Raw genomic sequence first — 15,347 nt, forward strand, 5'->3', positions numbered from 1 at the left:
CCCAAATTATGTACTTTTCTGCTTTATTTAGATTGTGGGTGCGAAGTCAGGAGACATTCGCCAGCACTCTCTATAAATTTATCTTTCGCAAGAACTCTCCACAGAGTAGCTGTGTAATTTTAAATACAATTTCAAGTATAGGGATAATATAATCAATAGTATAAAAGAACATTGAGATGGGTTTTAATAACTGTTTTTATAGTGGCATTTTTTTATTTTTAGATCTAAAATAAAAAAAAGAAAAGTATAGAAATAAATAAGTCATAAAAGTGATTTTAATCGGAATCTCTTTTATTTTTGCCAAATGTTAGAAATTCTTTACCAAGACGAATATATTATAGCAATTAATAAACCAAGTGGATTGTTGGTTCACAAATCATTTTATGCGCGTGATGCAAAAGTTTATGCTATTCAAGAATTGAGAAATCAAATAGGAGGGCGACACGTTTATCCTATTCATCGGTTAGACCGCAAAACATCTGGTGTCTTGTTATTTGCATTGGATAAAGAGGTTTTAAAAATTATGAATGAACGTTTTGCTACACGCGAAGTCCAAAAAAAATATTTAGCTATTTTACGTGGTTGGTCACCCGAAGAACTAACTATTGACTATGATTTAATCAATGATGATGACATTAAACAAAATGCAATAACATACTTTCATCGTTTGCAAAATGCCGAAGTTGAGTTAGAATTTAACAATAAACCAACGTCACGATATTGTTTGGTAGAAGCGATTCCTGAAACTGGACGTATGCATCAATTACGAAAACATTTCAAACATATTTTTCATCCCATTTTAGGAAGCCGACCACATGGTTGTAACAAACAAAATAAATTATGGTTGGAGAATTATGACTTGAAAGGAATGATGCTTCATGCACATCAGTTAATTTTTAATCATCCAATAAAAAATGAACAACTAATCTTGAATGCAAAGATTAATGAAGAGTTTAGCAGAGTAGGTAACATTCTTAATCTAGATTTGAGTAAATACAAATAGAATAATAATTTGTAAATTATTGCTGTATTTTGAAATTTAAGATGCACATGCTAAAACACTACAATAATCCTTAAAAAAATGGTTAGCTATTTCAATGCCTCCCACTACTAAGACGAAAGCTCCACAGAAATCTGGAGTTTTTTTGTTTATATTTACTCGCATCAAATATATTTAAGAAATCAAATTATCAAATCTAAATTTTAAAAATGAAAAAAAAACTAATAACTATTTTATTTGTATTTACTGTTATAAATATGTTTGGGCAAATTTCAACCATGTCAAAACCTGATAAAACGAATTATTCTAATAATAAATTACCTCTTAATGAAGCTGTAACTAATAAGGTTATAAATCCGCTTCAAAAAGTTCCATTAGATAAAGAATCAATCCTAATTTATGATTATGACGGCTCTATTTTTTCATTTGATTTAGATTCCGAAGAAATTAATTGGACTGCAAAAGCTACAGATTCTAATACCGAAATGTGCGCAAATAAAGTAACGATACATGATGGAGTAGTATACATTCCATTCATAAACGGTGAAATTTTGGCAGTAGATAATCAAAGCGGTGATGTTTTTTGGAAATCAAGACTAGGTAACATTACAGATCAAATTATCTTAAAAGATCAAACTCCAATTATAAATAATGGAAAACTGTATATAACTGCTCAAAATCAAGATCAAAGCAGTAGTATATATGCCCTTAATATAAAAGATGGCAGTTTATTATGGAACTACAAGTTAGACTCCCCAAATAACGACATTCCAGTACTCTTTTTTGACAATAAAATTTTTACCCAAAGCGCGTCGAATGTCTATAGCTTTGAAGCAAATACAGGAAAAGTTCTTAACCAAAAAAGCTTTGAGGAAGCTATGAACGGAAAACCTGTAACAGATGGAGAAAACGTATTTATAGCAAATGAAAAAGATGTACTTTTTGCTTTAAGCCCTAATAAACTGGATATTTTATGGCAATTTAAATTAGATGAAAATCAATATAATATCAAGGAACGTATATTTTGTAAAAACAAAAAAATATATTTTGCAGCACAAGGTTCCAAAGTTTCTTCTGTATATTCTGTAGATTCAAAAACAGGAACTCAGATATGGAAAACTGATTTTAAAGAAGACAATATCGAATACATTACTGAGCAAAATAATAATCTTTGGGGATATACACGTAAAGGAAGACTTTTTAAACTAAACTTGACAAGTGGGGCAATAGTATTCGAAATAAAACTAACAACTTTACCTGTTTCAAATATTGAATTTCCTGATGATGATAACTTATTTTATTATTATTGTGATGCTGGTTTAATTCAATACAGTTTAAAAGAAAAAGAAGAAAACGTATATTATATGCGAACCTCTCTTAAAGATGATATCTATAGTGCATATTTAAAGTTAATTCGTTAAAAATAAAATAACTAAATATTGAGAGACTTTTTAAAACATAAAAAAAACACTGTATTCTCTAGGATTTGACTTAGTCTTTGTATAAAAAAAAATACTCCTTTTGGAGTATTTTTTTTGCCTCACATTTAGCTTAATTTTACTTGTATTAAAGTATTATTTTAATACATAAACCTAAGGTGAAACGATAGGTTAGTCATAATCTCTGCTAAGTTCAACGTATGAAAATGTACATTATCGTGAAAGATAATATTCCAGATAAATTGGTTCCAGTAATAACAGCGCACGCATCATTGTCTTGTTACAAAAAATTTCAAGAAAATGATAATATGATAAAATGGATAAATGGAATATTTAAAAAAGTAGTTTGCTTAGCGAATGAAATTGAATTTGATAAACTAAAAGAGGAAATTGATTTTGTTGTATTGACAGAATCGTCACTAGAGAACAAAGAAGTTTGTTTGGCATTTTGTCCAAGAGAGGAATATTCAAAAAAATTTAAGTTTTTAAAAATGTGGACACCCCAAAATATATAAAATGGAAAATCAGGTTTATAATTGGTTTATTAAGAGTGGAAATATTCAGATTCAAAAAGAGGGAGATTGTATTTCTCTACAGCTCGACTACGAAAAAGAAGTGTATTGCTTACTAACACATTCTGATGCTTATGAAATTATTGACCTGTTAACTAATATTTCAAAAAAAATCTGGGAAAACCCTAACTATCAAAGACAACCATATACCAATCGGCTTTTCAAACACAGAGGAAACGAATATTATTGGGAAATTGAAAGTTCACAAATTATAATAAAATATAATGAAACGGATGATGCAATTGAAATTAAATATAAAGGAAATAACAGAATGAATTTGGAACTAAACTATGTTATTGAGATAATACAAATTATGGAACAATTAAGTAAATAGAAAAATATAACGCAGAAGAAAATTTTTGAAATAACTAAAATTTGAAATCATGAAAAAACTAATTACAATTTATCTATTAATGATAGTGATGTTTACTACGTATGGACAAACAAAACAACCCATCAAGAAAACTACAGCCACTAAAACCGCATCAACTAAATTTGGCGCTTTGGCTATAGATAGGAGCAATGGACTTTATTATGGATGGTCACATGATTATTCGACATTATCCGAGGCTGAACAAAAAGCGGTTGAAGAATGTAAAAAAAAAGGAGGTAATTGCACGGTCGTTCTATCTTATTCTGGGACAGGTTGTGCGGCGTATAGAACTATTAACGGTAAAGTAGGAACTGCATTCGGATGGGGATTAGCGAAAACAAAGGAGCAAGCTGATGCCATTGCTAATAAAGAGTGCCTTAAAAGAAGCGCAGGAATAATCCCGGAAAATTTCGTTTGGAGTTGCAATTCAGCAAATACCGGGGTATTAAAAGAAATTTATAATGCTTCTGATGAAATATTCAATACAGTAAAAATAAGCAATCAAGAGTGGGCTACCGAAAACTTAGCTGTTGTTAAATTTAAAAACGGAGACCCAATAACAGAAGCTAAAACTAGTGATGAATGGCAAAAACTATGTAAGGATAAAACACCAGCTTTTACTAATCTTTGCGATCTCCCAAATCAACAAAACTGCGGTATAATCTATAACGTTCATGCAATCAAGGATGCAAGGGGGGTAAATCCGGATGGTTGGCACATTCCTACGGAAAGTGATTGGAAAACACTAGTCAATAATTTAGGAGGAGTTAAAAAGGCTGGAGCTCAATTAGCAACAAAGGACTGGTCGTATACAAAAGGTAATAATTCTAGCGGATTCAATGGGCGACCTTGTGACGGTACCACGGGAGGCGTTCGAGGAAAGAAACTAGAACCAACTTATGAGTATGGAATAATGGGAACTTGGTGGTCAAGTACACGAGAAAGATCAAGCAGTGATCCAGACAGTCATTATATGTTTTGGATTCGTTCATATGACTCCTATATTACTGGGGATTTTGGAAATTCCAACTGGGCTTATGGAAACTATATTAGATTAGTTAAAAATTAAAAACTAGGTTATAATAGACCATCTGTAAAAAGCTATATCAGTGATTTGTACGGAACAAAATGATCACAGCTTTAAATAGAAATCTAAAAGGTAGTGTATGGCTACCTTTTAGATTTCTAAGTTTCAATCGAAAAATTCTCAACAAATTTAGCTCTTAATTTAGTTGAAGAATATTGATACGTCACTGTTTTATAATATCTATATAAGTGATCATAAATTATTAATTCATACATTCTTTGTTTTGATGTATACTGCCTGTTCATTATCATGTGTATGTGACTCATTTGGAATTTGTAAATTTTCTTTAATCCTTAAAACAGCTTCATTTGTTTGGTTTTGTTTCTCTTCTATTAACATATTTATTTCAGAATAATCATCATTGGCTGCGCCAGATAAGAATTGATGTATTTGATGAGACAATTCCCGATATTGTTTGTCCATTTCTTTTTTAAGAATCTTATCCACGCCGAATTCATTTTTAAAGGACAATTGTAAATCATTCATTAAATTTAATTTATCCATGTTTGTTAACGAAAATGAATCCAGAAAACTATTAATTGTACAAAAACTAAACAGCAGCTGCATATCTATATTTGCAAAAGAGTGCTTTATAGTTAAGTATTGTAAGATCATCTCACTGTCTTGCCAAAAAATAAATTCAGAATCAATCATTGTATTCCGTCCGTACCTTTCTATTTCTCTTTTATAGGTATCTGTTTGTACTTTCCAAACAATATCTTGCTCCAGCAATTGATTTAAAACAGGATAAAGTAATCCTATTGTTTCAGATAATTTATTCGGTGAATTGATGTGAAAACGAATTCTCAAGTGCTCATCGGGATCTTTATATCGTATGAAAAACCATTTACCGATTAGATTTTTCTCTTTTAATAAAGAAATAATCGGATATAATTTTTCAACCAAAACAGTATCTGCAGTTTTGACTCCCGTATATATCTTATAATACAACCATTCACTTCCTAAACAAAAATCTCTTTTCATTTTTATGTTTGTTCTTGTTCTTTAACTGCAAAGGGCGCAAAAGATTTTCGCAAAGTTCGCAAAGCTTTATGTTCTTAGCGTTTCTTCTTGGTGTACTTTGCGGTTAAAAAAATATTTGAAAATAATAGGGAAAAATTTGTCTTATCCGTGTTTTCGCCATAGCGAATCCATTTTATCTGCGTTCTCCACATCCTTTTTTTCTGACACTATTTGTTCTTTATAAAATGACAGTATAAATTGATTGGAAAAATCTTCACTATTTGCATCTTTAACAATAGAATTATTAGAAAATAAAAATTCTTCCAGGATAATTTTACTATAATTTTGAACCGATTTTAAAAATAGCTGAATACAAATTTCTTTTTCTAAATCAAGCAAAAGCGTATTATCCGAATTAACCCAATTTACAAGTTTAGGTATATTTCGCTGATTTTTCCAGATAGTAAAAGTTTCAAGTAATTTGCTACTATCTATTTTTAAAAATTGATCAATTTCATTTTTATATACTGTCCATTTTGCCTTCGAAAGAATAACATCTTTATACAGCACTCTCGGGAAAAAATTATAATGTAAATCCAATACACCCCAATTAAAACTATAAATTGGTTTTAAATTTTGAGATTGTAAATCACATAAAAAATGATAAATAGGTAATGAATTATTAGAATAATCATGAGCATTAGACAAACAAGGAATCACTTCTTTATTATATTTTTTAGATCGCAAAATAATTTTATTCCCTTTTATAGCAATCATCAAATCATTTAAATCGATTACTTGACTTTCTGACACACCAGGAATAGAAAGATATGCGATTTCGTACTCCCTTAAAATTGGTCTGCGTAATATATTTCCCGTTCTTGATTCTGGAATATGAACGACTTCTGCAAGAATTTTATCCGAATAATAGTCGCTTTCTCTTTCAATAATTTCTTTTGTCAAATTATGAATACTTCTATTTCCATTACAAAAACGCCCCAACAATTTTGCAGCACTAACATTCCCCGAAGACGCAATACTAATCTCTTCATTTTTTAGAACTTCGATCATCACCGAAAATGTGGCTGGAGCATTATTCCAATTAGACTCAAAATCAGGGAAATCTTTTTCAAAAAGTGAAATACTTTTCTCTTTCTTCAAAATACACTCTTGCATTTTTTTCTCTAATATATAATCAAAATCACTCCAAGATTCATTTTTTTTCTTAGCTATTGTCTTTTCAAAAGAAAATCGCTCCAATATTTCATGAACATCATTCATTTCCGAATTTTGAAGATAACCTATACCTGTTTCTGTATCTAAAACTGTGGTTAAAGGCATTTCTCTTGATTCATATCTTTGAATAAATGCTTTTACAAAATTGGACTGATTTACAGATTCTTTTTTGCCTTGAATTCCATTTAAGAAACGCACAGCTTGCATTACCTTTTTAGGAATTTGTCTACTTAATCCATTTACATAAGTAGCCGTATTTAAATCGGTTTGAAAAAGATATTTTTCATCATAATGCAAATTCATTTTTTGGATTACTATTTTAATTTCAGCATAGATTACTTCTGGAGGAACCAGATTTACATCTAGTTTTAAAAGCTTTTTTTTGATGTCTTGTAGTTGTTTACAATCATCCTGCAACTCAGGAATTTTATTAAAAATAGTAGACACTCTCTTCCATTCCTCTTTACCAGTTATAGTTCCGTCAATTTCACTTACAAGAAACTGAAAATTGATCAACTCATAAATAAAACCCAATGCATCTTCTTTTTCGGATGGATTATCAATAAGAAACAAAGTCATTTCATCAACAGTCATTCCGGATTTTGCATGTAGCAATACTGTTTCCAGAAGTGATGATTTTCTTAATGCAGAAATACTATGCTCTCTTTTTGTCTTTACATATTTGTACTCTACATATCTATAAAAATCACCAAGCGCATAAATTGAAGTATTAGGATAGTATTTAAGATGATTTACAACCTCTTTTCGTCTCCCAATTTCCTGCAACATTTCTAGCCAAAACTGCATATCAAATTGCGTGTAACGAATAAAACTAGCTGGAGATTTAAGTATAATATTGGTTTCCGAATCTATTTTTCCTGTAGTACAACCTGCAAAGAGACCAAAAGGGGTACAACGGGCAGACATTCTCGCAAGGTACTTTAGCAAGGTAATCTCTAAACCAATCTCTTTTTTATTTGACAGATTAGAAGAATTTTTTTTCCATTTATCCAAAGCCAATACCAGTTCTGGAGATGCTATACGAATCGCTTCTTTTACCAAAGGATTTTCTAATACTTGCAATAAAGTTTCCTGAGAATAATTATCTATTAGATTTAAATAAAATGAGACTGGAAATAAAGGTGTTCGCAAAACATATTGTGAGAAACACTTAATTTTATAAGTGCTCATTATCGTTTCTTTTTACTCACTTTTTCCGTAAGCTGCATTGCATTATATACATTCAAAACTTTACCTGATTTTGACAATTCCGAAAACGGAACTTTTTTATCTTTTGTCCCTGGAACGATAACTTCTAGATCATAAGCAGTTCCCGAATCCATAATTATTTGTTTAACTTCCTGAACTGTAAGATTAGGATAATATGACCAAATAAGCGCAGCAGTTCCCGAAACCATTGGCGCAGCTAGCGAAGTACCTGAATCAGATTTATAACTATTGGCTGCTCCAGCAGAATATATTTCATCTCCCGGAGCAAATAAATCAACATTTTGTTTCCCATAATTAGAAAAATCAGACACGAAAGTACTATCTAGTTTATGTGAAATAGAACCAACATTAATAAAATTAGAGCATACCTCTTTGAAATTCTCAAAATCATTATCGTTTGGATAAGATGGGTTTTTATCTATATCAAAACCATCATTACCTGAGATATGAACCAACAACACGTTGCGCTCTTCGGCATATTTCATGGCCTCAAATACCCATTCTTTATGTAAAGAGAACTCTTTCCAAAAAGACATATTAATTATTTTCGCACCATTATCCACTGCATAACGTATTGCCATAGCAATATCCTTATCATGTTCATCTCCAGATGGAGAAATATTTAAAGGCATGATTTTTACATCTTGTATAATGCCTTTTATCCCTATATTATTTTCTCTATTGGCTCCAATAATTCCAGCCATTTTAGTAGAATGATCTTGAAAAGACCTATGTCCTGCTTTATTGTTACTTACATTATTATTACCATAGCCTTTTTCAAGAATATTAGGATTGTCTCCAATAAGAAAACGTTCATTATACTCCATATTCAAACTTTTATTTATAACAGAATCTAACTGAGTTTGCTTATCTTGTATGTCTTCTAAAGTCTTTTGATTAACCTCAAGACTAACTATCCTATAGCCGATTAAGGCTCCTAGATCCTTATCATTATCATCGCGTCTTTGTTTGTATCTTTTATCATTTATTTTATACTTTTTATACATACTGTCCAATTGTTTATAGGTATAATCTTCTTTAGGGAAAAAGTATTTTAACATATCTTTTACAAGAGGATAGATAGCAAGATTATGATTCAAGGATTTAAACCAATTTTTATAGTATATGTTGTTTTCTCCTAATTTTTTTAAAGCTCTTTGATATTCTTTATACTTGTACAGGTCTTGAGCATCTATTTGAGATTCCGTTTTTTCCTTAAATAATGATCCCCATTCTCTTACTATACGCACATATTCAAAGTTACTCCAAACGACATAACCATCATTTCTTGTTCCTATAAAGCTCCAGCCATTTATATCATCGATATAACCATTATTATCATCATCGATTCCATTATTAGGAATCTCTTTTTCGTTTATCCAGAATTGTCCTTGCAAGTCTTCATGTTTCAAGTCAATTTGAGTATCAATTACAGCAACAATAATACTTTTAGTTTTAGGTTTCTTCTTATTCAAAGCATACCATTTATCCAATGAAATTCCAGGTATACCATCTAATAAATAATCTTTCTGATACCAAGTTTGTAATTCTAATGTGGTAAGTTCATTTTTTACTGCAACGTTTTTGTTGGGATTACTTGGTTCCTTAATAGATTTACAGCCTATAAAAAAAAACATAAACAGAATAATTATATAAATTTGTTTCATTATTTTTTCTTTTTACTCACTTTCTCAGCAAGCTGCATTGCATTATATACATTTAAAACCTTCCCTGATTTTGACAATTCAGAAAACGGAACTTTTTTATCTTTTGTCCCTGGAACGATAACTTCGAGATCATAAGCTGTTCCCGAATCCATAATTATTTGTTTAACCTGTGCAACTGTAAGCTTAGGGTAATATTGCCAGATTAATGCTGCTGTACCACATACCATTGGAACAGCCATTGAAGTTCCTGAATCTGATTTATAACTATTCTCTGAAGCTGTAGAATATATTTCATCTCCCGGAGCAAATAAATCAACATTTTGCTTCCCATAATTAGAAAAATCAGACACAAAAGTACTGTTCAATTTATGGGTAACAGATCCTACAGTGATAAAATTAGAGCAAAATTCTTTTCCATCATCTACATTAATATCATTTGGATAATATATACTTTTATCAATATCAATTGCATCATTTCCTGCACTATGGACTAATAGTACATTATGTTCTTCAGCATATTTAAACGCCTCTATAATCCATTCTTTATGCAATGAAAATTCCTTACCAAAAGACATATTGATAACTTTTGCACCATTATCAACAGCATAACGTATTGCCATTGTAATATCCTTATCATGTTCATCTCCCGATGGAGAAATATTTAAAGGCATAATTTTCACGTCTTGTATAATTCCTTTTATCCCTATATTATTTTCTCTATTGGCTCCAATAACTCCAGCCATTTTAGTACAATGATCCTGAATAGGTCTATGTCCCGATTTATTATTACTTACATTATTATTACCATAGCCTTTTTCAAGAATATTAGGATTGTCACCAATAAGAAGGCGTTCATTATACTCTACATTCAAATTTTTATTTATAACAGAATCTAGCTGAGTTTGCATATTTTGAATATCTTCCAGGGTTTTTTGATTCATCTCTAGGCAAGACTTCATACAATCAATTAACGCTCCTAAGTCTCTATCATTATCGTCACGTCTTTCCTTAAACTTTTTATCATTTATCTTATATTTTTTATACATGCTATCCAACTGTTTGACAGTATAATTTTCTTTAGGGAAAAAATATTTTAAGGTATCTTTTCCTATTGGATAAAGCAAGCATTTGTAATTCAAAGACTTAAACCATCTTTTATAATACGGATCTTTTTCTTCCAGCTTTTTTAGAGCTCTTTGGTATTCTTTATACTTGTACAGGTCTTGAGTATCAATTTGGGATTCTGTTTTATTCTTGAATAATGCCCCCCACTCCTCTACAATGCGCACATATTCATATCTATTCCATACGACATAACCGCCACTTTTAGTTCCTGTAAAACTCCAACCATTAACATCATCAATATAACCATTGTTGTCATCATCGATCCCATTATCTGGAATTTCTTTTTCGTTTATCCAGAATTGTCCTTGCAAGTCTTCATGCTTCAAATCGATCTGAGTATCGATTACAGCAACAATAACACTCTTACTTTTAGGTTTCTTTTTATTCAAAGCATACCATTTATCCAATGAAATTCCAGGTATACCATCTAATACATAATCTTTTTGATGCCACGTTTGTAATTCTAATGGTGTAAGTTCTTTTTTTACTGCAACATTTTTGTTGGGATTACTTGGTTCCTTAATAGATTTACAGCCTATAAAAAAAAACATAAACAGAATAATTATATAAATTTGTTTCATTATTTTTTCTTTTTACTCACTTTCTCAGCAAGCTGCATTGCATTATATAGATTTAAAACCTTACCGGATTTTGACAATTCAGAAAACGGAACTTTTTTATCTTTTGTCCCTGGAACGATAACTTCGAGATCATAAGCAGTTCCCGAATCCATAATTATTTGTTTAACTTCCTGAACTGTAAGATTAGGATAATATGACCAAATAAGCGCAGCTGTTCCCGAAACCATTGGCGCAGCTAGAGAAGTACCTGAATCAGATTTATAAGCACTTCCAATAATTGTAGTATAAATTTGTTCTCCAGGAGCAAATAAATCTACATTTTGTTTTCCATAATTTGAAAAACTAGAAACAAATGTGCCATCCAACCTAACTGAATTTGAACCAACATTAATAAAATTATTGCAAATTTCGGCAGTCCCATCAAAATTGTTATCACTAGGATAGTATGGATTCTCATCAACATTAAAACCTTCATTTCCTGAACCATGTACTAATAAAACATCTTGGTTCTCTGCATATTTGAAAGCATCTGAAACCCATTGTTGATGTACCGAAAATTCTTTTCCAAATGACATATTAATCACTTTAGCACCATTATCAACAGCATAATATATTGCCATCGCAATATCTTTATCATTTTCATCTCCAGAGTAAGAAATATTAAGAGGCATAATTTTTATATTATTGGAAAAGCCTTTTACTCCAATATTATTACTCCTATTTGCTCCAATAATACCAGCAACTTTAGTACAATGCCCTTGAATATTTTTAATTCCTTTTTTAGAAATACTAACATTACTACTGCCATACCCTTTTTCTAAAATATTAGGGTTATCTCCTATTATGGCTCTATCGTTAAAATTTTTGTTTAGATTTCTATTTACAATAGAATCTAATTCTGCCTGATTTTTTTTTATAACCTCTAAAGTTTTTTCATCATTTCTGATATTAATCATCATGTAATAAATTAATGCTGCTAAGTCTTTATCATTACTCTCTCGCATTTGTCTATAAGTTTTATCATTTATTTTATACTTTTTATACATACTGTCTAATTGCGGGTAGGTATAATCTTCTTTAGGAAAGAAATGCTTTAAAGTATCTTTTATGATAGGGTAAACCAAAATACTGTGATTTAAAGAACTTAGCCACCTTCCATATGAGATATTCTCTTTCTCATAAACTTTAATAGCTCTTTGATATTCTTTATAATTTGATAATTCTTGAAATGAAATTTGATCTTCATTTTTTCCATAAAACTTAGAATCTAGTTCCCTTATCAACCTTACGTATTCAGAATTGCCCCATACAGCATGACTTCCACTTTTAGCCCCTATAAAGCTCCAGCCATTTACATCATCTATATAGCCATTATGATCATCATCAATTCCATTATTTGGAATTTCTTTATCATTTTTCCAAATTTGTCCTTGCAAATCTTCATGGTTTATATCAATTTGAGTATCTAATACTGCAATAATTACATTTCTTTTATATTTTTTCTTATTTTGACCATACCATTTATCCAATGAAATTCCAGGTATTTCATCTAATAAGTAATCTTTTTGATACCAGGTTTGTAATTCTAATGGTGTAAGTTCATTTTTTAACACCGAGTTTACAGAAGTATTGTTTGATTCTATTACTGATTTACAACCAATTAAAAATAAAACAAGGAAAACAACCCCATAAAATTGTTTCATCATAAATAATATTAATTTAAAAATTTTAACCATTAAATCTATTGGATGAGCCTCCTTTATTAGCATTAGTATTGATTGGGGCATCAAAAACATTAGCATCTTTAATTACACGCAAGTTTTTCAATTTTACTACTTCAAATTTATTTAAATCAAATTTATTGCTTACTTTTTTCCGTTTTCATCTTTATAAAGTTTATTTATTAATATACTTACAAATATAGGTAGCCTACTTAGACTAGTATCAAACAAAATCATCATGTTTATCGAAATTCAGGAATTTCGAGTTGCTCTATAACAGTAAAATCTTATCAGTAAATGCTTTAAAACTATTAAACGACATCCAGTTTTTTAATAAAATAAGTTGGCTTTATCCTTGTTTTTTTGTAAAAAGCAGTAGAAAATGATTCTGCATTGTTAAAACCAAATTCCAAAGCGAGTGCTTGAATGGTATATTTTCTGAGTTTATTATTTTCTTTTAATTTTATAATAGCATGTTCAATTCTTAAATCATTTATATATTGTACAAATGTTTTCCCCTTATGCACATTTACTATTCTGGATACATACTTGCTATTCGTCTCAAATGTGGTTGATAACATTTGTACGGTAATATTAGATTCCAAGTATCCATTTTCCTTTTCAAAACGGTTGAGCTTTGCCAAAATTAACTTTATCAATTCTTCTCCAATACCAATATCTTCAATTTTTGTTATATTGGTCTTAATTCTTTTTACTTCACTATTTACATCTTGATTTTCAATGAGTTCGTCGGATTTATTAATTATTTTTTCAAATCGAGAACGATATTTTTTTTTAAGTTGATATTGATATAATGCAAGTGCTGTTGCCAAAATGGTGATTATAAATAAGATTGCTAATCCCCAATATGTTTTTATTTTATCATTATTAAGAGATTCTATTAGACTTTCTCTTTCTATAATTAAATTTGGAGTATCATATTCTTTTTGAAGTTTTTTAGTTAATTCTTTATAATTGGTTTGCAAAATACTATCAATAAACATATATTTTGTTATGTACTTTAACTGATTCTCTTTGTCGCCATTCTTTTTAAAATAAGAAATTAAATATGGGTAGCCACTTACAAATTCAGGAGTAATCCTTTTATTAACATTATATAGCGAATCTACTTTAATAAAATTTCGTACTGCTTTGTCTTTTTGATTTAAACCGTCATAAACCTTTCCTAAATAAAAATAGGAAGCCAAAATATTTCCATTGTTTTTATAAAAAATCATTTTCGGTAATGCTTTTTTTATGCTGTCCAAAGCCGTCTTATAGCTCTTTTTAAGTACTAAATTAGCACCTTCATTTAATGTAAAAAGAGCATTAATTTCATAATCTTTAGTGAAATTTGATTCCCAATACCCTAGTTTATTATAATAAGTTGCTGAATCTGTTTGATTCAAAGCTTTATAAGCATCTGCTAGTGCAAAAATTACTTGCTGATAGGAATAAGAATATTCTGGTGTTCTAATTTTTTTATTTTTATAATAGTTAAAACATTGTTTATACAAATAAAGAGCCTCATTAACCTCCCCTAATTCTTCCGATCTCAAAGTGGCTATAGAAAATTTCGTATCATAATATAAATCCAGATTGTTATTTTTAGCAATATTTTCAGCAATTAAAAAGTTATTAATTGCTTCCTTATATTTAAATTGCCTTTTATAAACATATCCTTTCCCAGAATAAGCGTATGCGGGATATTTAGTATCATTTAAATCTTTTGTATAAACAATAGCACTATCTAGGTAACGTAAAGCCTTGTCATTTTCGGATACTAAAACCAAAGAAAGCAAAAAACATCCTCTGGCCTTTTCAATAGGCATATTCTCTTCTTTAGCTTTAACTAAATAAGCATTTGCATATTCTAATTGTTTTTTAGGAGTTCTCTCGTTATCCCAAAAAGACTTCTTTAACTCATCATACGTAAGTTTGGCTAAATCCTTCTTTGGAGTTTGTCCTAACATCGTAATCGGCAATAAAAACAATAAAAAAAATTGGAGCCCAATAAAGTTCTTCATTATATTTAGTTTTCTTACAAAAATAAGATAAACTTGTACAATTATACCAACAAATATGCTGTTTAATGTGTTTTGTCTAATGTTTTGACAAATAGCTATTTATGTTGTTTTTCGATAAGGAATTCCTGAAAACAATATCGGGATTCGGGAATCTCGATAACGACCATTTGCTTTCAATAGCATGTTTGATATAGTTTTGGCAAAAGAAAATGAGGTTGTTTTTTAGTAAGACGTTACTTTTAAATAAGCTTGTTTTTAAGATTATAATTTGGCCAATTTATCAGGGATTATTTTAATTGTTTTAAAACCCTTAAAAAATAGAACAA

General features: G+C 29.8%; 12 protein-coding genes. 5 read left to right on the top strand and 7 right to left on the bottom strand.

All coding sequences use genetic code 11. The features are described 5' to 3' along the window. The first annotated feature begins 304 nt into the window (after positions 1 to 304). From OIU83_RS22510 to OIU83_RS22530, 5 genes are all read left to right on the top strand, one after another. On the top strand, positions 305 to 1,003 hold the full coding sequence (locus OIU83_RS22510) for a pseudouridine synthase (RefSeq protein ID WP_264208520.1): 699 nt from the start codon (positions 305 to 307) through the stop codon (positions 1,001 to 1,003). Positions 1,004 to 1,209: 206 nt separating this feature from the next. Continuing rightward, positions 1,210 to 2,421 carry a PQQ-binding-like beta-propeller repeat protein gene (locus tag OIU83_RS22515; RefSeq protein ID WP_264208521.1) on the top strand — a complete coding sequence of 404 codons (1,212 nt, stop codon included), beginning with the start codon at positions 1,210 to 1,212 and terminating at the stop codon, positions 2,419 to 2,421. 218 nt (positions 2,422 to 2,639) lie between these two features. Further along, positions 2,640 to 2,954, top strand: a complete 315-nt coding sequence (locus OIU83_RS22520) for an aminoacyl-tRNA hydrolase (RefSeq protein WP_264208522.1) — start codon at positions 2,640 to 2,642, stop codon at positions 2,952 to 2,954. Between the two features lies 1 nt (position 2,955). Next, positions 2,956 to 3,345, top strand: a complete 390-nt coding sequence (locus tag OIU83_RS22525; RefSeq protein ID WP_264208523.1) for a hypothetical protein — start codon at positions 2,956 to 2,958, stop codon at positions 3,343 to 3,345. A gap of 49 nt (positions 3,346 to 3,394) precedes the next feature. Then, the gene (locus OIU83_RS22530) at positions 3,395 to 4,453 is read left to right on the top strand and encodes an FISUMP domain-containing protein (RefSeq protein ID WP_264208524.1); all 1,059 of its coding nucleotides are present in this window, start codon (positions 3,395 to 3,397) and stop codon (positions 4,451 to 4,453) included. Between the two features lie 116 nt (positions 4,454 to 4,569). Here OIU83_RS22530 and OIU83_RS23655 read toward each other — a convergent pair whose 3' ends face one another. From OIU83_RS23655 to OIU83_RS22560, 7 genes are all read right to left on the bottom strand, one after another. Further along, the gene (locus tag OIU83_RS23655) at positions 4,570 to 4,737 is read right to left on the bottom strand and encodes a hypothetical protein (protein ID WP_404827730.1); all 168 of its coding nucleotides are present in this window, start codon (positions 4,735 to 4,737) and stop codon (positions 4,570 to 4,572) included. Then, on the bottom strand, positions 4,679 to 5,455 hold the full coding sequence (locus tag OIU83_RS22535) for a thiopeptide-type bacteriocin biosynthesis protein (protein ID WP_264208525.1): 777 nt from the start codon (positions 5,453 to 5,455) through the stop codon (positions 4,679 to 4,681). The genes OIU83_RS23655 and OIU83_RS22535 overlap by 59 nt, the downstream gene beginning before the upstream one ends. A 141-nt stretch (positions 5,456 to 5,596) precedes the next feature. Continuing rightward, positions 5,597 to 7,861, bottom strand: a complete 2,265-nt coding sequence (locus tag OIU83_RS22540; protein ID WP_264208526.1) for a lantibiotic dehydratase family protein — start codon at positions 7,859 to 7,861, stop codon at positions 5,597 to 5,599. Then, positions 7,861 to 9,567, bottom strand: coding sequence for a S8 family peptidase (locus OIU83_RS22545; RefSeq protein WP_264208527.1), 1,707 nt, complete (start codon positions 9,565 to 9,567; stop codon positions 7,861 to 7,863). The genes OIU83_RS22540 and OIU83_RS22545 overlap by 1 nt, the downstream gene beginning before the upstream one ends. After that, positions 9,567 to 11,273, bottom strand: a complete 1,707-nt coding sequence (locus OIU83_RS22550; protein WP_264208528.1) for a S8 family peptidase — start codon at positions 11,271 to 11,273, stop codon at positions 9,567 to 9,569. The genes OIU83_RS22545 and OIU83_RS22550 overlap by 1 nt, the downstream gene beginning before the upstream one ends. Next, complete coding sequence (locus OIU83_RS22555) at positions 11,273 to 12,979, bottom strand: S8 family peptidase (RefSeq protein ID WP_264208529.1); 1,707 nt, start codon at positions 12,977 to 12,979, stop codon at positions 11,273 to 11,275. Before OIU83_RS22555 ends, OIU83_RS22550 begins: the two co-directional genes overlap by 1 nt. Positions 12,980 to 13,305: 326 nt before the next feature. After that, positions 13,306 to 15,021, bottom strand: coding sequence for a helix-turn-helix domain-containing protein (locus tag OIU83_RS22560; RefSeq protein ID WP_264208530.1), 1,716 nt, complete (start codon positions 15,019 to 15,021; stop codon positions 13,306 to 13,308). Positions 15,022 to 15,347 lie beyond the last annotated feature (326 nt).

Origin of the sequence: Flavobacterium shii (assembly GCF_025847235.1) — a bacterium.
GTDB classification, from domain to species: domain Bacteria; phylum Bacteroidota; class Bacteroidia; order Flavobacteriales; family Flavobacteriaceae; genus Flavobacterium; species Flavobacterium shii.

Coding starts and splice junctions, on each gene's coding strand:
- OIU83_RS22530 (WP_264208524.1), top strand. CDS start 3,395: ATGAAAAAACTAATTACAATTTATCTATTAATGATAGTGATGTTTACT.
- OIU83_RS22525 (WP_264208523.1), top strand. CDS start 2,956: ATGGAAAATCAGGTTTATAATTGGTTTATTAAGAGTGGAAATATTCAG.
- OIU83_RS22520 (WP_264208522.1), top strand. CDS start 2,640: ATGAAAATGTACATTATCGTGAAAGATAATATTCCAGATAAATTGGTT.
- OIU83_RS22555 (WP_264208529.1), bottom strand. CDS start 12,979: ATGATGAAACAATTTTATGGGGTTGTTTTCCTTGTTTTATTTTTAATT.
- OIU83_RS22545 (WP_264208527.1), bottom strand. CDS start 9,567: ATGAAACAAATTTATATAATTATTCTGTTTATGTTTTTTTTTATAGGC.
- OIU83_RS22550 (WP_264208528.1), bottom strand. CDS start 11,273: ATGAAACAAATTTATATAATTATTCTGTTTATGTTTTTTTTTATAGGC.
- OIU83_RS23655 (WP_404827730.1), bottom strand. CDS start 4,737: ATGAGTCACATACACATGATAATGAACAGGCAGTATACATCAAAACAA.
- OIU83_RS22535 (WP_264208525.1), bottom strand. CDS start 5,455: ATGAAAAGAGATTTTTGTTTAGGAAGTGAATGGTTGTATTATAAGATA.
- OIU83_RS22510 (WP_264208520.1), top strand. CDS start 305: ATGTTAGAAATTCTTTACCAAGACGAATATATTATAGCAATTAATAAA.
- OIU83_RS22540 (WP_264208526.1), bottom strand. CDS start 7,861: ATGAGCACTTATAAAATTAAGTGTTTCTCACAATATGTTTTGCGAACA.
- OIU83_RS22560 (WP_264208530.1), bottom strand. CDS start 15,021: ATGAAGAACTTTATTGGGCTCCAATTTTTTTTATTGTTTTTATTGCCG.
- OIU83_RS22515 (WP_264208521.1), top strand. CDS start 1,210: ATGAAAAAAAAACTAATAACTATTTTATTTGTATTTACTGTTATAAAT.